The organism is Acinetobacter sp. ANC 4204, from assembly GCF_002135205.1.
Classification (GTDB): Bacteria; Pseudomonadota; Gammaproteobacteria; order Pseudomonadales; family Moraxellaceae; genus Acinetobacter.
Window position 1 is genome coordinate 141,605 of sequence record NZ_NEFZ01000006.1, and the last position, 26,083, is coordinate 167,687.

The following is a 26,083-nucleotide window of genomic DNA, read 5'->3' on the forward strand; positions in this document are numbered from 1 at the left end:
TATGTATAGGTTCCCTTATCTGCTGGATTTTTCATGTAGAGACTATGCGGTCGGGTATTAGACTGTTACTATCTTTAGTGAAATTTCTAAGTGATCAAACCGCTATGCAAGAGTCGATTGAACAATACATGCACACGGTAGGACAGCAAGCACGTCAAGCTTCTCGTATTTTGGCGCGCGCCTCTACCGAAACTAAAAACAATGCTTTGTCAGCTATTTATACTGCTTTAGTCAACAGTGAGCCCGCAATTTTAACGGCAAACCAAGCAGACATGAATAAAGCCCACAGCAACAACTTAGACAGTGCCTTACTTGATCGCTTAGAACTTACCCCCGCACGCTTCAAAGGCATGTTACAAGGTCTCAAAGATGTCATTAGCCTGAAAGACCCAGTCGGTGAAATCACTGATATGGCCTATCGCCCTTCTGGAATTCAGCTCGGTAAAATGCGCGTTCCTTTAGGCGTGGTCGGCATGATTTATGAATCTCGCCCTAACGTGACTCTAGAAGCAGCTTCATTGGCACTGAAGTCTGGCAATGCCATTATTTTACGTGGTGGCTCTGAAGCACTTGAGTCCAACAAAGCAATAGCTGAAGCTGTTCAACGCGGTTTAAAACTGGCAGGTTTACCTGAACATGCGGTTCAAGTCATTAACACCGCAGACCGCGCAGCTGTGGGTCAACTGATTACACTCACTGAATTTGTTGATGTGATTGTTCCACGTGGAGGCAAAAGCCTGATTGAACGTATCAGCAATGAAGCCCGTGTCCCTGTGATTAAGCACTTGGATGGGAACTGTCACGTTTATGTTGAAGCGCAAGCTGACCTACAAAAAGCCCTCCCGATTGCACTCAATGCAAAAACTCACCGTTACGGTGTATGTAATGCAATGGAAACTTTGTTGGTCGATGAAAAAGTCGCGGATGAGTTTTTACCCCGTGTCGCTGAGCTCTATACAGAAAAACAAGTGGAATTACGTGGCTGTGCTGAAACTCAACGAATTTTAGGTTCAGACGTCAAAACAGCGACAGAAGAAGATTGGTACACCGAATATCTTGGTCCAATCTTGGCCGTGAAAGTGGTATCGGGTATGGAAGAAGCGATTGAGCATATCAATAAATATGGCTCACATCATACCGATTCAATCATTACCGAAAACTACTCTCTAGCTCGTGAGTTCTTGGCCGCTGTTGATTCAAGCTCTGTCATGATCAATGCCTCGACCCGTTTTGCCGATGGTTTTGAATATGGCTTAGGTGCTGAAATTGGCATTTCAACTGATAAAATCCATGCACGTGGACCTGTTGGATTAGAAGGCCTGACTTCACAAAAATGGATTGTATTTGGTGATGGTCAAATTCGCCAATAATCACTCCGACTGATATTTAGGCAAAATGTTCAGCCCTCCTCGAAGGGCTGAACATTTTTTTATATCTGAATAATTCCCTAAAATATAAAACTCAAAAGCACCATCTATATCAGAAGTGCCTCTCATTCTTTGTCGTTGACTAGAGCTTTGGAACTGAGGAGAACCATGGTTGAGATATGACATGGTCTAACTAAAGTGATGTCATGACTTTTTATGATTGCACTCATTGTATTGAAGTTGTGCTGATCTTCGATGCAATATCAAAAACAAACAGGAATGCCACAAACTATTTAACTGCTTTGGGTATACAGCATGCTATTTTTGAAAGGCTGAACGTGAATAATATTTCGGCATCATTTCATGAATAAATGAAAATTATGAACCGATAAATTTTAATTATTATTCATCAGACGGTCGATAGTGCTTAAGTCTAATCACCTAAAGTCTATCTAGGACTAAAAATATACACATGATACAACATAAAAAATGATCAAGATTGCATAAGAACGTACTGCATGAAGATCAGTTCTAGGACGGATAATTCAATTAGAATCGGGTATTAAAACGTGTCTACATCAGTATTAGTAATTAACTGCGGATCTTCATCAATCAAATATGCACTCGTTTCTGAACGTCGTGAAGATCGTATTTTTGGTTTAGCTGAGAACTTAGGTTCTGCTGAAGCTCGTATCAAAGGCATTACAGCGGGTGGTCAACCCCTTGAATTGTCGATTCCACACGCCGATCATGAAAAAGCATTGGAAACGATCTTAGAACGTCTTTCACACTATAACCCTCAAGCCATTGGTCACCGCGTCGTACATGGCGGTACATTGACCAAAGCTGAGCTTTTAACAGAAGAAATTGTAGAACGCATTCGTGCAGCGACACCACTTGCACCACTCCACAACCCAGCTCACTTGGTTGGGATTGACGCAACTATGCGTTTATTTCCAGAACTACCTCAAGTGGCTGTGTTTGACACGGCTTTCCATCAAACCATGCCTGCGCATGCATACCGCTATGCTGTACCAAAGTTCTTATATACTGAGCACAATGTACGTCGCTATGGTTTCCACGGTACGAGCCATGCTTATGTGTCTGAACGCGGTTCAGAACTGGCAGGTAGCTTTAAACAAGGAGGCTGGTTAACAGCACACTTGGGTAATGGTAGTTCTACTTGTGCAATTTGGAATGGGCAAAGTGTTGATACCTCAATGGGCTTAACGCCACTTGAAGGTGTCGTGATGGGCACCCGTAGCGGTGATGTCGATCCAAGCTTACATAGTTTCCTTGCCAACAACTTAGGTTGGGATATTTATAAAATTGATAAAATGCTGAATAGCCAATCAGGCTTACTCGGTTTGTCTGATCTTTCAAATGACATGCGTACGTTGATCGAAGCCTCTGAACAAGGTGATGAAGATGCAACTTTAGCCATTGAAGTGTTCTGCTATCGCCTTGCAAAATCTTTAGCTGCACTGAGCTGTGGTTTACCACGACTGGATGGTCTATTCTTCACTGGCGGTATTGGTGAAAACTCTGCATATATTCGCGAGAAAACGATTGCTTACCTCCCACACTTTGGTTTCAACTTTAGCAAAGAAGCCAATGACAATCTAAAGCGTGGTACTGAAGGTCGTATTGATGCAGGCACAGGTCCACAGATCTGGGTTGTACCAACCGATGAAGAAGGCCGTATTGCGAAAGAGACTGAGCATGTTGTAGCCAATGAGGTGATTCAAACTGCTGCAAAAAAGTCTGAAGACAATGTAGCGATCGCTTAAGCGGTCGTTACATTCGTTCAAGTCTGTTTTAATTTCTTGTATGACGAATAAATATATGAAAACAATTTTACTTGTGCCGACTGGGGAAGGTGTAGGCTTAACATCAGCCTGCCTAGGTTTGGTTTATGCACTGGAATGCCAAGGTGTTAAAGCTGGCTTTTTAAAACCATTCTCTCAAGAACTCACGGCGGGCGCAGACCGTACAACGGCGCTCTACCACCATGTGTCTAAAAACGAAACTGTTGAACCCATTAATTATCACACTATTTTGCAGCAACTTAGCGCAGGTGAAAATGATGAGTTACTTGAAGATGCAGTTCGCCTACACCGCACCATTGCACGTAAGCATGACCTGATTATCGTTGAAGGTTTAGTCCCAAACAACCGTGATTCTTTTGCGTCTGAACTAAACGCGCAACTTGCCCAAGCGCTCGATGCTAAAGTGATCATCGTCAGCAATGCAGACATTAATAAACCAAGTGCGACGGCTGAGAAAGTTGATAGGCAACTCCGTTATTTTGGTGGTGCAAGTTCAGAGCGAACCGCAGGTGTGTTATTAATGCGTACCAAGGGTTTACCTGATGACTCGGCACATATTCCTGTGACGATTGACCCAAGTCTCCGTTTAGTTAGCGATACCAATAAGTTCATTATTGAACTCCAAAAGACCCATCCAAAACTCGGTTCAGACAAACTGCCAGTAATTGGTCTAGTTCCGTTTAGTAATACGCTTAGCGTACCGCGTATGTCGGACTTAGCTACGCATATTCAGGCAGAATGGATCAATCAAGGCGATGCAACACAACGTCGTGTATTACATAGCAGTTTAATTGCATCGAATATTGAGCACGAACTTCATAAGTTTGTCGCAGGTGAGCTCATCATTAGTGCATCAGATCGTATTGATGTGCTATTAGCTTCAAGCTTAGCCAGCAGTAACGGTATACCATTAGCAGGGCTCGTACTGACCGAGCACCATACACCAAACGAGCAAGTGCTCGCGTTCTGCCAAACAGCGATTAAACAAGGCTTGCCGATTTTACATACATCACTCAGCACGTTTGACACCGCGCAGAGTTTAGCCAATCTCAGCAACGAAATTCCGGTCGATGATACTGAGCGTGCAGAACAAGTTACCCGTTTTGTATCAAGCCATATCAATGAGGCATGGCTCACTGAGATGTTGAACGGATCGTACCAACCACGCCTTTCCCCTTCAGCTTTCCGCCATGAATTGGTTCAAAAATCAATTGCTGCGAAGAAACGTATTGTTCTACCCGAAGGTGATGAACCACGTACAGTTCAAGCTGCTGCCATTTGCCAATCTCGTGGTATTGCCCACTGTATCTTATTGGCGAAACCTGAAGCCGTGGTTGAAGTGGCGAAAGCACGTGGTATTGAACTTCCACATGACTTAGAAATTATTGACCCAGATCTGATTCGTGAAAACTATGTTGAAAAAATGGTGGACCTACGAAACGGCAAACTGAATGAGCTACAAGCACGCGAACAACTGCAAGACACGGTCGTTCTCGGCACCATGATGCTAGCACTCAATCAAGTTGACGGCTTAGTTTCAGGTGCAATACACACCACTGCAAATACCGTACGTCCAGCATTTCAGCTCATTAAAACCGCGCCTGAGTATTCATTGGTCTCTTCCGTGTTCTTTATGCTGTTACCTGATGAAGTCTATGTCTATGGTGACTGTGCCATTAACCCAGATCCAAACGCAGAACAACTCGCTGAAATTGCGATTCAATCGGCTGACTCAGCAAAAGCTTTCGGTTTAGACCCACGTATTGCAATGATCTCATACTCAACGGGTACCTCTGGTGCTGGTGCTGAAGTAGAGAAAGTCGCTGAGGCAACACGTATAGCGAAAGAACGTCGTCCTGATCTGTTGATTGATGGGCCGCTTCAGTACGATGCAGCATCGGTTGAAAGTGTCGGACGCTCGAAAGCACCTGATTCTAAAGTTGCAGGTCGTGCAAATGTATTTATTTTCCCTGACTTAAACACAGGAAATACAACCTATAAAGCTGTACAACGCTCTGCAAATGTTGTGAGTGTGGGCCCAATGTTGCAAGGTTTGAATAAACCAGTAAATGATTTGTCTCGTGGCGCTTTGGTGGATGACATCGTGTTTACGATTGCACTCACTGCAATTCAAGCGGAACAGCAAGCAACCGCTTAAATCGAGTTGATGTGATCCAAACCATCCAGCTAAACAGTTGGGTGGTTTTTTTATTTTATAGCGCATAACAATATGAAGCCAAAGCTTAACTGCTTTATATTTATGGGCATAATCAAAACACAGAAAAATGGTAAGGCTTTACTTTTCAGATACTTAAACAATATACTCAAGCCATATAATTAAATTCTAAATCATTGGTCTCATAATGAATAAAAAATGGCTTCCAATTCTACTGACAGCAACATTTTCTCTGACAGCATGCAGTGAGTCTAATCAACAGCAACAAATATCATCAGACTCAACACCAACACATAAAAACTTAAGTACAGCCAATCCAACGGATATTAAAACTGATCTTGATGCATTGGATCAGATTGCGAATAAAAACTCTCAAGCTATTTTGAGTGCACAAGACGCACTTAAAGAAGCTCGTCAAAATAAACAAGTCGATGCCCTACCTGCTCTACTTGAGCAACTGAAAACCCACTCACTTGAGTTTAACGCTGCACTAGATGCAACACACTTCAAAAGCCATGAGGTTGCTGCGCTCAGTGAAAAATTTAAGCAAGTCCATCTTCTGGGAGTTGAGCTCGCACAAGAAAATACTAAAAATCCACCACAGATGGATCGCATCACTGGATTAGAAGCGCAAATCAGCGTGATACAACAAAGTTCTGTCAGTGAAATGAGAGCCTTACAACACATGATTTACCCTCAACTGAATTCAGGGGCATTAAACAACACGCGACAACAGGTAAAATCAGACCCTGAGCTCAATGTTACAGCTCATACTCCACCCCATAGCACCTCACATCTGAGTCAAGATAATGCCGCAGACATCAAACATGACCTCATTGCACTCAGAGCACAATCAAGAGCAACCAAACAAGAAGCTGAAAGCTCAATGATGGAGATAAAACATGCCTTGGAAACGCATGATATGAATGCGTTGACAACTGCAATTGAAAAATCAAACAAACGCATTCAAAGTCTGAATCAAAATTACGATGCTGTGTCTCTAAAAAGCGCTGAAGTCACAGCCGCTCGTGAAAAGTTGAAAGAAGAAAATAATCTTCAAATTGAAATGGGTAATATCATCCTATCGGACTCACCAGATCGACAGAGGTTTGCTGAGTTGAGTAATAAACATGACAATTCTCAAAAAATGGTTGAGATTGAGATGGAAGCGCTTCGGATTAAAGCTAATACAGCATCATGATGAATGCATGTGTATTTGGTGAATGCTATTTTTAGTCGAAAAACGCCCTAATAGCTTTTGATAACTAGATGCTCCAATATAGCCCGCGACCATATCCATGACCCTATCTACCTTTTAAGTAGTGTACCGACTTGCCTCTTGGATAAAATTCAAAAATGACATTAATCGAAAAAGTCGTCCCAGTTATATTTCGAAATATCAATCAAAAAACAGAAATATTAGTGTTTAAGCATCCAATTGCGGGTATTCAAATCGTAAAAGGTACAGTTGAAGTGAATGAAGAGTTGGAAACAGCGGCTCTGCGGGAGCTTTACGAAGAGTCTGGTATTTTATCTGCACATATTCACTCATATTTAGGTTTACATCATCCATCTGAGCAAGGCCCGAACTGGCATGTATTTATCTGCCATAGCACAGAAGCTTTAAAAGAGCATTGGACACATTTTTGCAATGATGACGGTGGATTAGAATTTAATTTCTTTTGGCACCCTCTGTTTGAGTCACCAAGCGCTGAATGGCATCCATTATTCCAAGAGTTACTAACGTTTATTAAATCAAAAATTGAACCCTAATTTGGAAAAGATTTTATATTCGTTAGAACTAAAATAGTGTTTATTAACAAAGACTTTATGTCTATTTTTTAACGGTGATAACTATTCTGTTTAATTTACTGACGGTCTTCGATCAACATATACACCATATCAATCTCTGGACATGGATAGCCCATTGAAGTTAAAGCTGCTGTGACTTGCCCCCGATGATGCGTTGCATGGTTAAACACATGCAATAATGTAGCAGCATAGGGTAGGCTCATTTCTAGTCCAGCCGATGTTTTGTAGTGTAAATCATGTCCAAATTTTTCCACATCAACATGTTTTAAAAAGTCTATCCAATGGTGAGCTCTGCTTTCTAACTCAAACATGAGTTTATCTTTATCCCTCTCTACGATGGTATTTAACTTCAGTAGAGGCGATGGTTTCGATGAAAACCGAGGAAACCATAGATAATGCTCCCCCACAAGCAAATGATTCAACGTTCCAGAAATAGTTTTGAAGAACAGTCCGCATTCAGCATTAAAATCTTCATCAGAGACATTTTTTAAAGCTTGGTTTAATTTTTGAGTAGACCATACGTTGTAACGAGCGAATAATTCAAACGTTTTTAAATCCATTTATAAAGCCATACATGAAGTTCTCTAAAATGAGCATAATACACAGGATGAAAAACACCTAAGCCTTTCATTTATAGTGCAGAATATCTTTTAATTTTCTCATACACTCTCAGCTTCGCTTCAACATTTGACTCAGCCTCAAATTGGGTGCCTTGATAAAGAAAATTGCATTACCACATAAAATCAAAATCACCCCAATGACCGCATTTATATGCCATTGATACCCTTCCCAAAGGGTCGAAATCACCAAAGCCACCAACGGAAATAACAAGGTACTATAAGCTGCCTTGCCTGCCCCAATCCTTCCGACCAAATAGAAATAAGCAGTAAAGCCAATCACTGAACCAAAAACAGCCAAATACAATAAAGCACTCACTGCACTAAATTCCATAGCGGGGAAAAACTCGTCGTGTTTAAATCCAGCAATCAACGCCATCAGAAGTGAACCATATAGCATGCCATAAGCATTGGTCGTGAAAATATCCAGACCGTGTTTTTGATGACGCGCACTGATCATATTGCCCAGTGAAAAACCATAAGTGCCCAACACACAAAGACCAATCCCTATCAGCGTATGGTTGTTTAAGGTACTTCCCACCACATCATGCCAAAACAAGGCAATAATCCCCAATCCACCCAGTAAAGCCGCAGGGTAAAAACGTGTAGAAACCTGTTGTCCAAAGAATAGTTTGGCATTGAGGGTATTAAAAATGACCGCCATCGAAAAAATAACGGCCTCCAAACCGCTACTAATATATTGCACCGCATAGTAAAAACAGACAAAGTTAAAACCAAAAATACAGCACGCTTGTAACATACAAAACAGATGATCTTTTACAGCCAATTTTTGCAGTTTTCGGCACAACACAACAAAAGCAAAGAGCACCAGAGCTGAAATAAAGAAACGCCAAAACACTGCCACATTGGTCGATATTCCACTTTGTTGTTGCAGACTTATCGCAATCCATGTTGTTCCCCAAACCACGACCACCAAAGCATATAACAGCGCATTCATACTCTTTCAATCCAACTTAAACCACTCACACTATTGTGCTTGGTTTAGCTGTTCCATTGCTTGCACCTTCTTGTGGTCACTATCATGAACTTGTGGTTTTTTTACTGGTTTTCGGATATAGATGACAAAATGAAATCAAAGTCCTACACTCATTCTTCCATTCGGCACTGCGTATAGATGATGAAATATCAGATTCTAGATCAATTACAACAACATAAAGCCCAACTCCTCGACTCGGTCGAGTTAGGTTCAGGCATGCAGTTGGCCATGTGGCAAAACAACCAAGACCGCGTCAGTGTTTGCAGTAACCACCATACCCTTAGCATGTACATTCAAGGGGGATATCACAGTTATCAAAAGACAGCTCAAGGCTGGCATAATGGCGGTGGGCCAGATCATATGTGCTTGATGCCACAAGATTTTGAGTCAACTTGGGATTTGCGTGACCCCCTGACTTTTGTGCATCTGTACTATACTGAGCAACATCTACAACGCGTCGCCGAACAGGTGTGGGATCGTGAGCCAAGCCAAATCATTTTAAATCCACAAAGTTTCGTGGCCGACCCACAGATTGCTATGATCTACCGACACTTTTTACTCAATGGGGCTTGGCAGAACAGGGAAAATCATTTGCAGATGAGTACTGCCACGACACTTCTGCTCAATCATTTGATTAAAAATTATAGCCATACCGAGTGGCAAGCCCCTGAAGTCAAAGGCGGGCTGTCTCCATATAGCCTGAAACAATTATTAGAATGGATTGATCAACATATTCAGCAAAGCTTGACTCTGTCAGATTTGGCCGAGCAAACGCAGCTCAGTGAATATCATTTTGCCCATATGTTTAAGCAATCCATGCAAATGCCACCACACCAATATGTGATGCAACGTCGACTGGAACTGGCACACCAAGCTCTACAGCAGACGACTGCCAATATGACGGAGATTTCGGAACAGTATGGATTTAGCTCCAGCAGCCATTTTAGTCATCGCTTTAAAAAGCACTTTGGCTACTCTCCATCCCAAATGCGGAAAAGTTAGAAAAATTAGATCGGATAAACTCACATTCAGCTTATTTATCTAACATCAAAATAAAGCTCATCATTAGACTCGACATTAAAAAACCGAAAAATGCACTCATCAAATAAGCTTTCCGACGCTCTTGAGCAGATTGGCTCAGGACTTGATGGCGCATTTCCATATGTTGCTTTTCTTCAAAAATCGTCATCTCGACATCGTTTTTAGGCGGAGCTTTTTTCAAAAGCAAAGGCAACATTGCAAGCATCATGCAGTAAAAATTAAATTTAAATATATCTTCGACAATGACATTGCCTGCATGCTTTTGAGCCATTAAATAAAACAGGAAAATAGACCACAAGAAAAAGCATCCGATAAATAGCAAGGCTGAAGTCGAGGAATAATATTTCATTGTATTTGTTTTAAGATTTGAAATCTGGAATCTTAAGGCGTTAAACAATCTTTAGCTAGTTGAAGATTTAAAGATTTAAAGATTTGAAGATTTGAAGATTTGAAGATTTGAAGATTTGAAGATTTGAAGATTTGAAGATTTGAAGATTTGAAGATTTGAAGATTTGAAGATTTGAAGATTTGAAGATTTGAAGATTTGAAGATTTGAAGATTTGAAGATTTGAAGATTTGAAGATTTGAAGATTTGAAGATTTGAAGATTTGAAGATTTGAAGATTTGAAGATTTGAAGATTTGAAGATTTGAAGATTTGAAGATTTGAAGATTTGAAGATTTGAAGAGAGCTTAAAACAAAAAAAGAAGATAAAACTTAAGCCTGATCTTCTTTTTGACCGTACATCCAAGTCGCTGCGATATATACACAAAAGCCCGCAGCCATCACTAAACCTGTCAACATGTTCGATGTCCTGTAGTTTGATAAGTGCATTATGCGAAAGTTTTATGACAAATTTATGACAATATTGTCATATTTTAAATGTTAGTATTTTTTCAATATATTCAAAATCTTAATATAAAAATTATACCTATTGATTCACTTTTAGCATGAAATATTTCATTCAACTTAGGCAATTTTGTCATATTTACAACCTTATATGACCTCACTTTCTCGTCAATTTTGTTCAACTATTAAACTTTCGCCCAAAGGCTGCGTAAAACATCCACAACCTCGACATTTTGTCTTATAATTTAGCCCGCTAGCTATCAGCCCGCTCAAGAGATATTTGTATGACCACTATTATCAAGCAAGATGATTTGATCACATCGGTCAAAGACGCGCTTCAGTTCATTTCTTACTATCACCCACAAGACTTTATCCAAGCGATGAGCCGTGCGTATGATCGTGAAGAGAACAAAGCTGCGAAGGATGCGATCGCGCAAATCTTAATTAACTCGCGTATGTGCGCAGAGGGCCACCGCCCGATCTGTCAAGATACAGGTATCGTCAACGTATTCGTTGAAGTGGGTATGGATGTTAAATTTGATTTAACCATGAGCTTAGACGATGCAATCAACGAAGGCGTACGTCAAGGTTACTTAGAAAACTCAAATGTACTGCGTGCTTCTGTATTGGCTGACCCAGCTTTTGGTCGTAAAAATACCAAAGACAACACCCCTGCTGTGATCTATCACAAACTTGTTCCAGGCAACAAAGTGGATATTACTGTTGCAGCAAAAGGTGGTGGTTCAGAAAACAAATCTAAACTGGCTATGCTCAACCCATCAGACTCAATCGTGGATTGGGTACTAAAAACTGTTCCAACCATGGGTGCAGGTTGGTGTCCACCAGGAATGTTGGGTATTGGTATTGGTGGTACTGCTGAAAAAGCCATGATGCTTGCAAAAGAATCGCTCATGGAAGAAATCAACATGGACGAATTACTTCGTCGCGGCCCTGAAAATAAAATCGAAGAACTTCGTATGGAAATCTTCGAAAAAGTAAACGCACTCGGCATTGGCGCGCAAGGTCTAGGTGGCTTAACCACAGTTCTAGACATTAAAATTAAAGATTACCCATGTCACGCTGCGGGCAAACCAGTCGGTATGATTCCAAACTGTGCAGCGACTCGTCACGCACACTTCCAACTTGATGGTACAGGTGTTGCACACATTCAAGCACCAAAACTGGAAGACTACCCATCTGTCACTTGGGATTCATCAACTTCTAAACGTGTTGACCTCGACAACATCACCCAAGAAGAAATGAACACTTGGCAACCAGGCGACACCTTACTTCTGAACGGTACCATTTATACGGGTCGTGATGCTGCACACAAACGCATGGTCGACATGCTGAACAATGGTGAAGAGCTTCCTGTCGACTTAAAAGGTAAATTCATTTACTACGTTGGCCCTGTAGATCCAGTCGGTGATGAAGTGGTTGGTCCTGCTGGCCCAACAACAGCAACACGTATGGACAAGTTCACACGTCAAGTACTTGAAGCAACCGGTATGTTCGGCATGATCGGTAAAGCAGACCGTGGTCCTGCTGCTGTTGAAGCAATCAAAGACAACAAAGCGACTTACTTGATGGCTGTGGGTGGCGCAGCTTACCTTGTGTCTAAAGCGATTCGTGAAGCTGAAGTGGTTGCTTTTGCTGACTTAGGCATGGAAGCGATTTACAAATTTGTAGTGAAAGACATGCCTGTATCGGTAGCAGTTGATGTGAATGGTACCTCTATTCACGCAACAGCACCAAAAATTTGGCAAGCCAAAATTGGTAAAATTCCAGTAGTCGATGCTGCAGCTGGCTAAAACTTAAGTTTTACTTTTTTGGATACCCTTAACATGCTAAGTTCATGTTAAGGGTATTTTTTTACCTACTTTTATAGACTTAATCAAAAGATATAGACCAACAATGAAAAAATTAAATCACATGCTTTACGGTATCGCCTTATGTGTCCTCAGCACAGCTTCTTTTGCAAAACCCGCGACCGAAGCATCGGTAGAAAAGGCGCTTAAACTAGGCGATATTAAAGGCACTTTAGCGCAGTCTCAGCAAGAGATGCGCCCTGTCTATGACCAACAAGCCGAAGAAATTATTAAGAATATTTTTAAAACATCTACACTTAATCCTGAACAACAAAAAGCAGCCAAGCAAATCGCTGAAATCACCGCATCGTTTAGCAGCAAATTGATTTCAGATCCAAAATTTATGCAAATGCTAAAAGATGTCTACATGCAGACCTTTACCGAAGAGGAAGTGTTGGCCAACATTCAGTTTCTCGAAACACCTCTAGGTCAGTCTATCAATAAAAAAAGCAGTAAAATGATGAGCGAAATCATGCGCAATAGCATCGCCATGTCTGCGGAAATGATGCAAGATCCTGCTATTCAGCAGGAAATGAATCGTCAAATTGAAAAGACCCTTACACCATTATTTGATCAAGCCAAAAAAGCAAAATAGTTTACTTACCAGGTTAAAGGATTCCACAGCTTAAACGGCTTCATCAGTTGAACATCTTCATTTGGGTCATATTTTGCAGGTTTAAGTTTTTGCGCTTTCTTTCGTAACTCACCCGTGTGTTGATCTTCAGCTACAAAGTTATAACTGTTGGACTTTAACTGGGTAAATGCAATTTCCTGAATCGCAATTTTTTCAGGGATAACCGCCAAAGGCCCTGCAACCTCTCGTCGGGTAGCCAAGTTCTCTTCATCATACTTGATGAAATAAGACTGCCCCGCTTCTACACTAAAATCGAGATATTTTGGCTTTTGGAAATGATTAATGCCCAAAGGCCGACTGCTCGATAAACGATAAGTTCCCGCGGGCAATTCGACCCAATAGTAATGATTGTTAAGCAGGCTTGGAATACGTTCTTTATTGATAAATAAGCTCGAAGCCACAATTTCTTGACGATTCCATTTTGAATCTGGACGGTATAGATAGACGATCGCTGCTTGTTCATGTTGAGGTTGAACACGCTGAAAACGCTGTCCTAATTTTTGATTGACCCAACCACCTACGCTAAACACCCCAATACGATACTGCTCAATCATGCTAGGGTCGTGATCAAAATCGACCTCATGACTGAGGGTTGATGTTAATTCAGGTTGCTCCACTGCAACTTTCCCATGACAACCCAATAAAATTAAACTGCTTAAAAGCGTAATCGTCATTGCACGCATGACTATTCCTCACGGCATATTTTTTATTTTGATACTGAATTTTTAGTTTTAATCTAGGCATCCCAGCCTATGATGCAGAGTAACATTCCCTCTTTTTTTTGAATACAAAAAAACGTGTGAAAATACTCGATTTTCACACGTTTCAGATGAATAACAACTTAAGCGGACTTTGAGTTAATCACTTTTAAATCAACTTTAGCTGTATCTTTCTGTTCGATTCTTGGTAAACGCTCTGGCTTAAATAATGGCGCAGCCGTGCCGTTAATCACGTCTTCATTCACCACAACCGTACCAACATCGGTACGACTTGGTAAATCATACATGGTTTCAAGCAGCGTATTTTCCAAAATAGAACGTAAGCCACGTGCACCCGTATTGCGATCTAGCGCTTTTTTCGCCACAGCGCGCAGTGCCGAGTCTTCAAAAACCAGATCAACATTTTCCATATCAAACAAATGTTGGTATTGACGTGTCAATGCATTCTTCGGTTCAGTCAGAATTTGCATCAAGGCTTCTTCATCTAATTCTTCCAAAGTCGCAATTACAGGTAAACGACCAATAAATTCTGGAATCAGACCAAATTTCACCAAATCTGTCGCTTCAACTTGACGGAACAAATCAGACAATTTCTTGCCTTCATCTTTCTTCTTCACTTCAGCAGTGAAGCCGATGCCGCCTTTTTCTTGACGCTGTTGTACGATTTTCTCAAGACCTGAGAATGCTCCACCACAGATGAACAAGATATTTGAAGTATCAATTTGAATAAATTCTTGCTGCGGATGCTTACGCCCCCCTTGAGGTGGAATAGAGGCAACCGTACCTTCGATCATTTTCAGTAAAGCTTGTTGTACGCCTTCACCCGACACATCACGCGTGATCGACGGATTTTCAGACTTACGGGTAATCTTGTCGATTTCGTCGATGTAGATAATACCTTTTTGCGCTTTTTCTACATCGTAGTCTGCTTTTTGTAGAAGCTTTTGCACGATATTTTCAACATCTTCACCGACATAGCCTGCTTCGGTAAGTGTCGTTGCATCAGCCATAGCAAAAGGAACATCGAGCAGACGTGCCATCGTTTGCGCAAGTAAAGTTTTACCCGAACCTGTTGGCCCTACCAATAAGATATTACTTTTCGCAATTTCAACAGCCTCATCGTGCTTATGCCCACCATGGCTCGCTTTAAGGCGTTTATAGTGGTTATAGACAGCAACAGACAAGGTTTTCTTTGCCACATCTTGACCAATGACATATTGATCTAATGCCGCACGAATTTCGTGAGGTTTAGGCAATGGTTTTGCAGCCCAGTCACCCGACTCAACTTGTTGACTGGTTTGCACCAAGTCTAAGCATACGTCCACACATTCATTACAGATGTACGCGTCCTCGCCTGCAATCAGTTTCCCGACCTCAGACTGCGTTTTACCGCAAAATGAACAATGCTTTTGTCCTTGAGGATGTTCGGACATATTCACTCCAATTCTAAACTTTTAAAACTTATGGACGTTTAGATAACACTTCGTCCACGAGACCATATTCTTTTGCAGCTTGTGCTGTCATAAAGTTGTCACGGTCAGTATCACGTGCCACAGTCTCAAAGTCTTGACCACTGTGCTCTGCCATTAAACGGTTTAAACGCTCTTTAATAAACAGAATTTCACGTGCATGAATTTCAATATCAGATGCCTGACCACGGAAACCGCCTAACGGTTGGTGGATCATAACACGTGCATTTTCAAGGCAATAACGTTTACCTTTCGCACCAGCATTCAACAAGAATGCACCCATTGATGCTGCCTGCCCCATACAATAAGTCACAACGTCTGGCTTAATGAATTGCATGGTATCGTAAATCGCCATACCTGCAGTCACTGAACCACCTGGTGAGTTGATGTAAAGGTGAATGTCTTTATCTGGGTTTTCCGCTTCTAAAAACAACATTTGCGCGACAATCAAATTTGCCATGTTATCTTCAACTTCACCAGTCAAGAAGATGACACGCTCACGCAACAAACGTGAATAGATGTCAAATGAACGCTCACCACGAGATGACTGTTCTACAACCATTGGAACTAAAGCATTTTCGATAGTTGGAATATACATACGTTTATTTATTCCTAAATTTTTTGTTACTCAACTCATAGTCACAATATGAGGGATAATTGCTGAAAATGCAAAATATTCCCAAGTAAATAACAGATATTTTTTGCATAAGCTTTGTGAACACAAGACCTTTTACAAACCTAAATCACAATAAAAAAGGCGCTCAAAGCGCCTTTTTTACTTTAGCTAAACTTAGCCTTGTTGACGAGCTTGTTGCTCTTTCAATAAGTCTTCGTAGCTTACAGCAGTATCCGTTACTTTAGCAGATGCCAAAATGTGATCAACCACTTGGTCTTCCAACACAACAGCTTCGATTTGCGAACGTTGTTGTTTGTCATTTTTGAAGTATTCGATCACTTCAGCTGGATCTTCGTAAGAAGAAGCCATGTCTTCGATGTAAGCATCAACACGTGCTTGATCTACTTCGATTTTAGCATCAGCTAAAACCTTGCTTACCAGTACGCCTAATTTTACAGATTTTTCAGCTTGTTCTTTGAACAATTCATCTGGAAGCATGCTTGAGTCAAATGCTTTCGCACCTTGAGCACCAAACTGCTGTGTGAACTGTTGAATCATTTGTTGACGTTGACGGTCAACTTCTTGAGCAACCATAGATGCTGGAAGTTCAACTTCGTTTGCAGCAACAAGCGCATCAAAAGTAGCACCCTTCACTTGGTTACGTAGACCATTTTTCACTTCACGTTCCATGTTTTTACGAACGTCAGCTTTTAATTTTTCAACGCCTTCTTCTTCAGTTAGACCAAAAATTTGAAGGAATTCAGCATCAACTTCAGGAAGTTTTTGCTTTTCAACAAGCTTCACAGTGATTTTGAATTGTGCAGCTTTGCCTGCAAGGTTTTCAGCTTGGTAGTCTTCAGGGAAAGTAACATCAATCACTTTCTCTTCGCCTTTCTTCATACCAACGATGCCGTCTTCGAAGCCAGGAATCATACGACCTGAACCTAAAACAAGTTTAAAGTCTTCAGCAGAACCGCCTTCAAACTTCTCACCATCTACAGAACCTTCAAAGTCAAAAGTGACTTGCATGTCTTTTTTAGCCATGCCTTTTGTTTCAGTCCAAGAAGCACGTTGCTTTTGAAGGTTTTCAATCATCTGGTCAACGTCTTTGTCGTTCACTTCAGATGCTTTACGTTCAACTTCTAAACCAGCAAATTTAACTTCAACTTCTGGATAAACTTCAACAGTCGCTTCATATACAAGCGCGTCGTCTTTTAATTCAGATTTTTCAATGTTTGGCATACCAACAGCATTGATTTTTTCTTGTTGGATTGCTTCGAATACCGTGTCACGAATGATGTCGCTTACGACTTCTTGGTAGATACCCGCGCCATATTCACGACGAACAACATTTACTGGCACTTTACCTGGACGGAAGCCGTTGATCTTCACAGTTTTAGCAGTGCGTTTTAAGCGAGCTTCGAACTGCTCGTTAACACGGCTCGTCGGTACAGATACATTTAAACGACGGGTAACACCCGAAACCGCTTCAGAAGTTACTTGCATGGCTTCCTCAATATTTTGGTAATAACAATTTTAAAAAGTGCCACATTATATGACAACATTGAACGATATACAAAACACCTGATTGAAACCATATATTTTTTAATTCTTTTAGCAGTTTTTTATTTTCCCCTCATCTCCACATTCCCACCAAATTAAGTACAAAGTATTATATTTTTTATAGTTTTTGTTGCAAATGATAAATACTACCATTAAGATTTGCACCATAATTGAACATTTTTTCTTTTTTTTCTCGTCCGTCATTGGAACTCTAGTTATGAGTAAGTTTAATCTACACCCTCTTTCACTGGCATTGCTCGGGGCAATAGCCACTCCTGTTTTTGCAGAAACAACAACTGAAGATTCATCCACCCACCAGCTTTCCACCATTGTGGTTTCAGCTGCTGGCTTTGAACAAGATATTAAAAATGCACCTGCTTCTATTAGTGTCGTGACTAAAGAAGATATAGAAAAGAAAAATGCGACCAGCATTGCCGACCTATTGGCTGATGTGCCGGGTATTGACGTTCGTTCTGGTGTGGGAAAAACATCAGGATTGAATATCAAAATGCGTGGCCTAGGCAATGACTATAGCCTGATTTTAATTGATGGTCGCCGCCAAACCACCTCATCAGATGTTACTCCAAACGGCTTTGGCGAAACATCAAATGGTTTTTTACCACCTTTAGCCTCTATTGAACGTATTGAAGTCATCCGCGGACCAATGGCAACACGCTATGGTTCCGAAGCGATGGGTGGTGTGATTAACATCATTACCAAAAAAATAAGTAATGAATGGAATGGTAACGTCACTGTCAGTGGCAATGTCATGGAAAGTAATGCTGAAGCTGACTCATGGAAAACCAGTTTTGTCTTGAATGGCCCAATCATGCATGATCGTTTAGGCTTACAACTCCGCGGGAGTTATTTAGATCGTCAACGTTCAGAACGCATTGTGGCGGGTTCAACCTCTCGCGACCCACGTCCAAGCAAAGCTGAAAACTATGATATCGGTGGAAAGTTACAATTTACATTAGATGATAAAAACTCTTTCTGGGTTGATGGTTTTACTTCAAACCAAACCTATGACAACTCTGACCAGCGATTAGGTAACTTTTTTAGCCGTGGTGGCATTGCAGGCTATGAAGATGAGTTAGAGTTCAATCGTGTGCAAATCTCAGCAGGACACGATGGTAACTACGATTTTGGTCAATGGAAAACGTACATTAGTCAAAATAAAACTGAGACCAAAGGTCGTACTATTCCAACTGATGCCTTCCCTACTTTAGCAGGCCTACCACGCACCTTAGAAAATATAGATTTAGTTTTTGATTCACATTTGGTTGCTCCAATTGCGAACCATAAACTCACTGTGGGTACAGAATATAAAGATGTCACTATTGCTGACGATATTGCAGGTATGGGCAAAGAGTTTACTCAAGATACATGGTCAGTCTATGCAGAAGATGAATGGAGTTTATTAGATAACTTACATTTCACTTTCGGTGGTCGTTATGAAGATCATTCAGGATTTGGTGGTCACTTTAGTCCACGTGCATACCTAGTATGGAATACAACGGATGCTTTAACGCTTAAAGGTGGTGTAAGTACAGGTTATAAAACACCATCAGCCAAGGACTTATACAACGGTATTATTGGCTATAGCGGTCAAGGTACAACACCAAGCCTTGGTAATCCGGACTTAAAACCAGAGACATCTGTTAACTACGAACTCGGTTTAAACTATCAACCTACAGATACTTTAGACTTTAATGCTACTGCATTTTTTAATGTCGTCGAAGACAAGATTGTGTCTAGGAATTTTTCATGTGCAACCAATGATTGCTCAAACTTCAATAGCAATGTGACTTCTTATGGCAAAAGTTTCAATGCCGATGAAGCAGAAATTTATGGCTTAGAAACATCGCTTAAATATCAAATCATTCCCGAATGGGATGTCAAAGCGGCCTATACTTTTACCGAATCTGAAATCACTAAAGGTGCAAATAAAGGTTATGCGCTTGAGTCAACGGCTAAACACTTATTTAACCTAACATCGACTTGGCATATTAATGATCGCCTTGATGTCTGGTTACAACACGAATATCAGTCAGGACGTCCTCGCTATCTAGCAACACCAACTGGTGGAGAAATTAGTATTGAACGACATACAGACAATAAATTTTCTGCTTACAACCTATTCAATTTAGGGACAAGCTATCAATTAAATCATCATGTCCGCATCAATGCCGCTGTAAATAATCTATTAGATAAAGACTTTACCGAGTATATGGATTATGTCGATACCAACGGCAATGTTCAGCAAGCCTATAAATATTTATCTATTGGCAGAAGCTCTGAAGGAACCTATTTACCTGGTCGTAACTACTGGCTATCCATTTCTTATGATTTCTAATGATACTTAGCATCATGTAAAAAACCTGCTTCGGCAGGTTTTTTGAGAAGCTACATGGAGCATATAGATCCAACACAATTCCTTCATATTCATCAGACATTTTCAAAAATATGACTGATAAAAATATAGATTCTAAATTTCAATAATATTACAAAAATACAATCTACTTTTCCAATAGATATAAAAATCAATTAAATATGTTGATTTTATTATATTATTACATTTATTTTTCCAGTTTAATTCATTCTTAACATCTAAAATTTCAATGTAACAATTAGGAAACAAAAAATAAGAATCATTATTATTCGCATACTAATTTACAACGCTAGAACTAGACTCGTTATGGCCTTCATCAAAACACGTAAAAAGCTGGTTTCTTCAGCAATCGCTTCAACACTTTCAGTGATTGCAGTCAATGCTGTTGCACAAGATCAAGTTACGCAACTAGAAACAATTCACACGGAAGCGGCAGCAGAACAAAGTTTGAAAGTCGATAAATCTGCAAACAGCAAATTTGTTGCTCCTCTACTGGATACTCCAAAGTCTGTTGCTGTTATTTCTAAACAGTTGATTGAAGACACTCAAGTTACAACGTTAAGCGATGCTTTACGTACCGTACCAGGTATTACCCTCGGTGCTGGTGAAGGCGGAAACCCAAATGGAGATCGTCCATTTATCCGTGGTTATAGCTCTGAAAGCTCAATTTATGTGGATGGTATTCGTAATTCAACTTCTCAAAACCGTGAAATGTTTGCAGTAGAGCAAGTTGAAGTAACGAAAGGTTCTGCATCTACTATGGGTGGTGCAGGTTCAGTTGGCGGAAGTGTCAACATGATTTCTAAAGTGGCTAAAAAAGGCGACTCTCTAGAAGGTTCTGTTGGTGCGGGAACGGATAACTACCAGCGTATCACGCTAGATGGTAACAAAGACTTCGGCAATGGTATTGCAGCTCGTGTTGCAGTGATGGGACACCATAACGAGAAAGCAGGCCAAAAAGATGGAGCTGAATATGCTCGTGTTGGTATTGCACCAAGTATTACATTTGGTTTAGATAGCGATACGCGTGCAACCTTAAGTTATTATTATTTAAAATCTGATGATACCCCTGATTCAGGTGTACCTTATTGGAATTCGTCAAATAATACAGCAACAGGTAAACCTTTAAATGTTAAACAAGGTATTTACTATGGCTGGAAAGATCGTGATTTTCAAAAACAAGAGAATCAAATTGGCACAATTAAGTTAGAACATGATCTGACTGAAAACCTTACGATTAGCAATACAGCAATGTATACCAAGTCCAAAAATAACTATATTTGGACTCAACCAGATGATTCTAAAAAAAATATAGCAAATGGTAGTATTGCTCGTCGTGCAAATGGACGTATTACAGATACCAATGGTTTCACAGATCAATTAAGCCTAAATGGTAAATTCAATACTGGAACAATCAAACACAGTTTCAACACAGGGGTGGAATACAGCGAGCTTAAATCTGACAAAGGTAATTACCAAATTAAAGATTTAGGAACAACCACAACTACTCTGCCTGGTGCAGCAGCAACACATAATTTAAATGCGAGCGGTGGTTGTAATGGGCTGATTGGTGCAGCATCAAACTATTGGTGTACAGATGCATACAATCCTAATTCAAGTGATCCTTGGTTAGGTAGCTATTCTGCTAATAAAGCAGTAACGACTTCAACAGCAAAATCAACTGGTATTTATTTACTTGATAACATTGAATTTACGCCTAAATGGTTACTAGATATTGGGCTTCGTTGGGACAAATTTGATACCGAATTAAAAACAAATGCAACAGGCGTAAGCATTGAAAATAATACTGACTTCTTTAGTTATCAAGCAGGTCTAACATACAAGCCAACTGAAAACAGCAGTATCTATGCAAGTTTTGCAACTTCCGCAAATCCTGTTGGTATTGATGCAGGGGATGGCTCTGAGACATCTCTTAGTGCAACAACGAAAGACCTAGAGCCTGAAGAAGCTCGAACGTACGAAATTGGTACAAAATGGGATGTACTCAACAATCGCTTAAATTTAAGTGCTGCAATATTCCGTACTGAAAAGCAAAATACGCGTATTTTATTAGATGCGACTACTTATACCAATGCAGGATCAAGCAAAGTTGATGGTATTGAGTTAGGTGCTAATGGTAAAATTACTGACAAATGGGCTGTTAGTGCAGGCTACACCTATTTAGATAGTGAGTTAACAAAGGCTGCGTATAATGCAACGGCGAACGAAGGGAAACAACTTCAAAACGTTCCTGAAAATAGTGCAACTCTTTGGACCACCTATCAAGTTATGCCTCAGTTAACTTTAGGTGCTGGCGCAATCGCTATGGACAAAGTCTTTGGTGATGCTGCAAATACCAAATGGGTTCCAGGCTATGTACGCTACGATGCTATGGCACGTTATAATGTAAATAAAAATGTTAATTTACAATTAAACGTAAATAACCTTTCAGATAAACGTTATTTCACTAAAGCGTATGCTTCTCACTATGCAACTGAAGCTGAAGGTCGCAATGCAGTATTGTCTGTGAACTTCAAATACTAAGTGAACCGACTGAATCTCATGCATTCATGATCGAATTATATAAAAATAGCCTCTCTTTGAGGCTATTTTTATATATGTTTAAATATTAAAGATGTTTTTCCTTTTCAGCAGGCCGTATTGTGATCCACCATATTCCCCATGTGTTAAGCAAAGAACAAGTACAATACTTTCGCCATGAAATGGCAAAAGTCGAGTGGATTGATGGTAAAAAAACCACAGGATCGCTCTCAAAAAATGTAAAACAAAACCAACAACTCCCTGAAGATCACCCTCTCACTCAACACTTAGGCAATATCATTCTAGAAGCACTCGGAAAGCATCCATTATTTCTATCCGCCGCCCTACCCTTAGATATTTTGCCACCTTATTTTAATCGCTATGAACAGGGGGAAACCTTTGGCTTCCATGTCGATAATGCCATTCGTTGGATTGCTGGAAGCAAAGATCGGATTCGTACCGATTTATCCTGTACTGTTTTTTTGAGTGAGCCTGACGAATATGAAGGCGGAGATTTGGTCGTAGAAGATACTTATGGTTATCATGAAGTAAAACTACCTGCTGGAGATATGATTCTATATCCATCGACTAGCGTACACGAAGTCACCCCTGTAACTCAGGGTTGCCGCGTGGCTTCATTCTTTTGGGTTCAAAGTATGATTCGTGATGATGCTGATCGTCATATCTTGTTTAATCTTGACCAAACTATCCAAAACCTACGTGTGCAACTGAGCGACCAACATGAAGAGGTGGTAAAGCTCACTAGCCTGTATCATAATCTGATGCGAAAATGGGCTGAGCTTTAAGTAAAACTAATAGAATTAGTCCATTTTGAAGCATGGATTGACTATGCTTCAATGGAAGCCATACACTTTTCATATAATTATAAGATATTGGTTTAACTATATTTTTACCATTTGTTTTAATTCACCATTATATTTAGTTTACTTTTCACCAATCATTATTGTTTTCCTTAATTAATAAAGATTTATTAAACATTATTTCCATACATACAAGTGAATTTTTCAGCCTAAAAACCATTGTTAACGATAATTATTATCAATAGAATTCGCAACCACAGTTACATAGCTTAACAATACCTCCATGATTACTGCACTTTATGGTTCGACCCGAACTGAGCAGTGATGGAACTCTGTCGTATATTATTTGGGACACCGACAATGGCAAAAATCAAAAGCCGTAAACATAACCGTACTGCACAATTTGTTGCATTAGCAGCTTCTCTCCCACTGATGGCACATGCAGCAACGCCAACAAAAGATGATTCAACTGTGCTACCTACCATTACAGTGAAGTCGGAAGTCGAAAGTAAATACAAAACAGACAAAGTTAGTTCTGCAAAATACACCCAACCTTTAGTTGATACACCACAAACGATTTCTGTAATTAAAAAAGAATTACTCAAAGAACAAGGTGCAACATCTCTAACTGAAGCATTACGTAATACACCAGGAATTACGTTACAACTTGGGGAAAATGGTAATACCAGTGCAGGCGATTCTTTTCAAATGCGTGGATTCGACACCAAAAACTCAATTTATGTCGATGGCATTCGTGATATTGGCGCCGTGAGCCGTGATATCTATAATCTTGAGCAAATTGAAGTCGTTAAAGGACCATCAGGGGCAGAAGCTGGTCGTGGTGGTGCGGGTGGATATATTAATCTCGTCAGCAAATTACCGCATTTAGAAAACAACCAAGAAGTTTCTGCAACTTACAATACAGCAGAACATGCACGTCTTACTGCAGACATCAACCAAGCCCTTTCTGAAGGGTCTGCACTTCGTCTAAATGTAATGGGTCAGCAAGGCGGAGTAGATGGTCGTGACTATGTAGAAAATAATGGTTATGCCATCGCTCCATCTATTGCCTTTGGCTTAGATAGCGATACACGTTTTTATTTATATTCACAGCATATAGTACAAAACAATATCCCAGATGGTGGTATTCCAACCATTGGCATGGACGGCTTTTACTACAACAACACGGATACAAAACTAACCCAAGCTCAAAGAGACATCATCAATACTGCTGTGAATGCAGCAGAACCTGTTGATCGTGAGAACTTCTACGGTAGCGTTAATGATTATGAAGACGTTGAAGCCCACATGTTTACAGCCAAAGTTGAAAGTGATCTAAGCAAAGGTGTGAAACTCACCAATATTTCAAGATTTGGTAAAACTGAAATGAATCGCGTCTTAACGGGAGTGAATGCTTTAGTCATTAGCAATCTTGCAACACCTAAAGATCCAGACTCATGGTCTGTAGCTCGAACTCGCCAAGGGGTCGATCAAGAAAATAAGATTTTGACCAACCAAACTACACTCAACATCAACACTCAAACGGGTGCGATTGAACATGACATCGTTGCTGGTTTAGAGCTCTTACGCGAAGAACAATACAATAAAACATTAAGCACACAAACCCCAGGGAAAGCTGCTCCAAGCATTACATCTGCAAGTTTATACACACCTAACCCTTATCAAAATTTACCAGACCTCGTCTACACGGGGGCATATGCCAATGGCCAAACAGATACTGTCGCGGCCTATTTATTTGATACTTTAAAATTTGGCGAACGTTTCCAGCTTAATGGTGGGGTCCGTGTCGATTATTACGACACCCAATCCGATGCTTTAACCGTCACGACGAATTCTTCTACTTTAGCCGTGACCCGCACACCAAGCCAGTTGAGTACGCATGGTACACTGGTCAGTTGGAAACTCGGTTCTGTGTTTAAACCAACCCCTGCAAGTAGTGTGTATGCTTCTTATGCGAAATCATTGACACCACCAGGTACGGCATTCGTTCTCAACAATAGTGCCAGCTCAGCCGCAAATGCTGCGAATGATCCAACTGTTAAGCCACAGGAAACCCATCATTATGAAATTGGGACAAAATGGACATTCAATGAAGACAAACTCATTTTAACTGCTGCGGCTTACCATACAGAAAATGAAAACCAAATTACTCAAGATCCGATTAGCTTACTGTACATTCCTGAAGGAAAAACAACAGTTAAAGGTTTAGAGTTAGGTGCTGTTGGTCAATTGACACGTGCGTGGAATGTCTCAGCAGGTGTTGCCTTTATGGACACAGAACAAGAGAACCAGCAAACCTATAATGCAACGACTAAAGTGTGGACTGAAAATGATTCAGTTCGCTGGTCGCCTGACTGGACTGCAACGTTGTGGACGACTTATAGCGTAGCTGGTTTTAGAGCGGGTCTTGGAGCGCGTTATGTAGATGAACAAAAGCGTGCAATTAGCACAGGTTCAACCGCAACAACAACCATGCCTGTTATTCCAAGTTATGTCGTATTTGATGCCTTACTAGGTTATACCTTTAATGAACATGCCTCATTAAATCTAAACATCTACAATCTTGCAGATAAAGATTACATTAGTACGCTTAATAATAGCGGTGCACGATTAGTAATGGGACAACCACGCTCTGCGGCACTGACCTTTAACTATAAGTTCTAAGAACCAAACTAAAACGCGTTTAGACCTCAAACAAATGTAGTGTATTATCCCAATACACTACATTTTTACATTCAAATCTATCTTAGCC

General features: G+C 40.4%; 19 protein-coding genes. 12 read left to right on the forward strand and 7 right to left on the reverse strand.

Annotated features, from left to right (window positions below; all coding sequences use genetic code 11):
* Positions 1-104: 104 nt before the first annotated feature.
* The 5 genes from B9T36_RS13195 (at position 105) to B9T36_RS13215 (ending at position 7,145) form a co-directional block, all read left to right on the forward strand.
* Positions 105-1,370, forward strand: a complete 1,266-nt coding sequence (locus tag B9T36_RS13195; protein ID WP_086209926.1) for a glutamate-5-semialdehyde dehydrogenase — start codon at positions 105-107, stop codon at positions 1,368-1,370.
* Positions 1,371-1,936: 566 nt separating this feature from the next.
* On the forward strand, positions 1,937-3,157 hold the full coding sequence (locus B9T36_RS13200; RefSeq protein WP_086209927.1) for an acetate/propionate family kinase: 1,221 nt from the start codon (positions 1,937-1,939) through the stop codon (positions 3,155-3,157).
* 55 nt (positions 3,158-3,212) lie between these two features.
* Positions 3,213-5,354, forward strand: a complete 2,142-nt coding sequence (gene pta, locus B9T36_RS13205; RefSeq protein ID WP_086209928.1) for a phosphate acetyltransferase — start codon at positions 3,213-3,215, stop codon at positions 5,352-5,354.
* 205 nt (positions 5,355-5,559) lie between these two features.
* A complete protein-coding gene (locus B9T36_RS13210; protein ID WP_086209929.1) occupies positions 5,560-6,573 on the forward strand; it encodes a hypothetical protein in 1,014 nt (337 codons plus the stop codon).
* Between the two features lie 155 nt (positions 6,574-6,728).
* Positions 6,729-7,145: an NUDIX hydrolase gene (locus B9T36_RS13215; protein ID WP_086209930.1), complete on the forward strand. Its 417-nt coding sequence runs from the start codon at positions 6,729-6,731 to the stop codon at positions 7,143-7,145.
* Positions 7,146-7,240: 95 nt separating this feature from the next.
* Here B9T36_RS13215 and B9T36_RS13220 read toward each other — a convergent pair whose 3' ends face one another.
* Entirely contained in the window at positions 7,241-7,744 is a 504-nt protein-coding gene (locus B9T36_RS13220) for a DinB family protein (protein WP_086209931.1), read from the reverse strand.
* 109 nt (positions 7,745-7,853) lie between these two features.
* Complete coding sequence (locus B9T36_RS13225) at positions 7,854-8,759, reverse strand: DMT family transporter (RefSeq protein ID WP_086209932.1); 906 nt, start codon at positions 8,757-8,759, stop codon at positions 7,854-7,856.
* Positions 8,760-8,939: 180 nt separating this feature from the next.
* Between B9T36_RS13225 and B9T36_RS13230 the strand changes: the two genes are divergently transcribed.
* Positions 8,940-9,800, forward strand: a complete 861-nt coding sequence (locus tag B9T36_RS13230) for an AraC family transcriptional regulator (RefSeq protein ID WP_086210020.1) — start codon at positions 8,940-8,942, stop codon at positions 9,798-9,800.
* A 31-nt stretch (positions 9,801-9,831) separates the two neighbouring features.
* Here B9T36_RS13230 and B9T36_RS13235 read toward each other — a convergent pair whose 3' ends face one another.
* The gene (locus tag B9T36_RS13235) at positions 9,832-10,110 is read right to left on the reverse strand and encodes a hypothetical protein (protein WP_017397121.1); all 279 of its coding nucleotides are present in this window, start codon (positions 10,108-10,110) and stop codon (positions 9,832-9,834) included.
* A gap of 861 nt (positions 10,111-10,971) precedes the next feature.
* Between B9T36_RS13235 and B9T36_RS13240 the strand changes: the two genes are divergently transcribed.
* Positions 10,972-12,498: a fumarate hydratase gene (locus B9T36_RS13240; protein ID WP_086209933.1), complete on the forward strand. Its 1,527-nt coding sequence runs from the start codon at positions 10,972-10,974 to the stop codon at positions 12,496-12,498.
* 103 nt (positions 12,499-12,601) lie between these two features.
* Entirely contained in the window at positions 12,602-13,150 is a 549-nt protein-coding gene (locus B9T36_RS13245) for a DUF2059 domain-containing protein (protein ID WP_086209934.1), read from the forward strand.
* 5 nt (positions 13,151-13,155) lie between these two features.
* On the opposite strand, the gene B9T36_RS13250 is transcribed toward B9T36_RS13245, so the two are convergent.
* From B9T36_RS13250 to tig, 4 genes are all read right to left on the reverse strand, one after another.
* Positions 13,156-13,872, reverse strand: a complete 717-nt coding sequence (locus B9T36_RS13250; RefSeq protein ID WP_086209935.1) for a DUF2846 domain-containing protein — start codon at positions 13,870-13,872, stop codon at positions 13,156-13,158.
* 158 nt (positions 13,873-14,030) lie between these two features.
* Positions 14,031-15,341 carry an ATP-dependent protease ATP-binding subunit ClpX gene (gene clpX, locus B9T36_RS13255; RefSeq protein ID WP_086209936.1) on the reverse strand — a complete coding sequence of 437 codons (1,311 nt, stop codon included), beginning with the start codon at positions 15,339-15,341 and terminating at the stop codon, positions 14,031-14,033.
* 28 nt (positions 15,342-15,369) lie between these two features.
* Positions 15,370-15,975 carry an ATP-dependent Clp endopeptidase proteolytic subunit ClpP gene (gene clpP / locus B9T36_RS13260; RefSeq protein WP_086209937.1) on the reverse strand — a complete coding sequence of 202 codons (606 nt, stop codon included), beginning with the start codon at positions 15,973-15,975 and terminating at the stop codon, positions 15,370-15,372.
* Positions 15,976-16,167: 192 nt separating this feature from the next.
* Positions 16,168-17,499: a trigger factor gene (gene tig / locus B9T36_RS13265; RefSeq protein WP_086209938.1), complete on the reverse strand. Its 1,332-nt coding sequence runs from the start codon at positions 17,497-17,499 to the stop codon at positions 16,168-16,170.
* A gap of 274 nt (positions 17,500-17,773) precedes the next feature.
* Between tig and B9T36_RS13270 the strand changes: the two genes are divergently transcribed.
* The 4 genes from B9T36_RS13270 to B9T36_RS13285 all read left to right on the forward strand — a co-directional run bounded on the left by B9T36_RS13270 (position 17,774) and on the right by B9T36_RS13285 (position 25,995).
* Complete coding sequence (locus B9T36_RS13270) at positions 17,774-19,912, forward strand: TonB-dependent receptor domain-containing protein (protein ID WP_086209939.1); 2,139 nt, start codon at positions 17,774-17,776, stop codon at positions 19,910-19,912.
* A 342-nt stretch (positions 19,913-20,254) separates the two neighbouring features.
* Positions 20,255-22,492 carry a TonB-dependent receptor gene (locus B9T36_RS13275; protein ID WP_086209940.1) on the forward strand — a complete coding sequence of 746 codons (2,238 nt, stop codon included), beginning with the start codon at positions 20,255-20,257 and terminating at the stop codon, positions 22,490-22,492.
* Between the two features lie 119 nt (positions 22,493-22,611).
* Positions 22,612-23,295, forward strand: coding sequence for a Fe2+-dependent dioxygenase (locus B9T36_RS13280; RefSeq protein ID WP_086209941.1), 684 nt, complete (start codon positions 22,612-22,614; stop codon positions 23,293-23,295).
* Between the two features lie 375 nt (positions 23,296-23,670).
* Complete coding sequence (locus B9T36_RS13285; protein ID WP_086209942.1) at positions 23,671-25,995, forward strand: catecholate siderophore receptor Fiu; 2,325 nt, start codon at positions 23,671-23,673, stop codon at positions 25,993-25,995.
* The last annotated feature ends 88 nt before the right edge of the window (positions 25,996-26,083 follow it).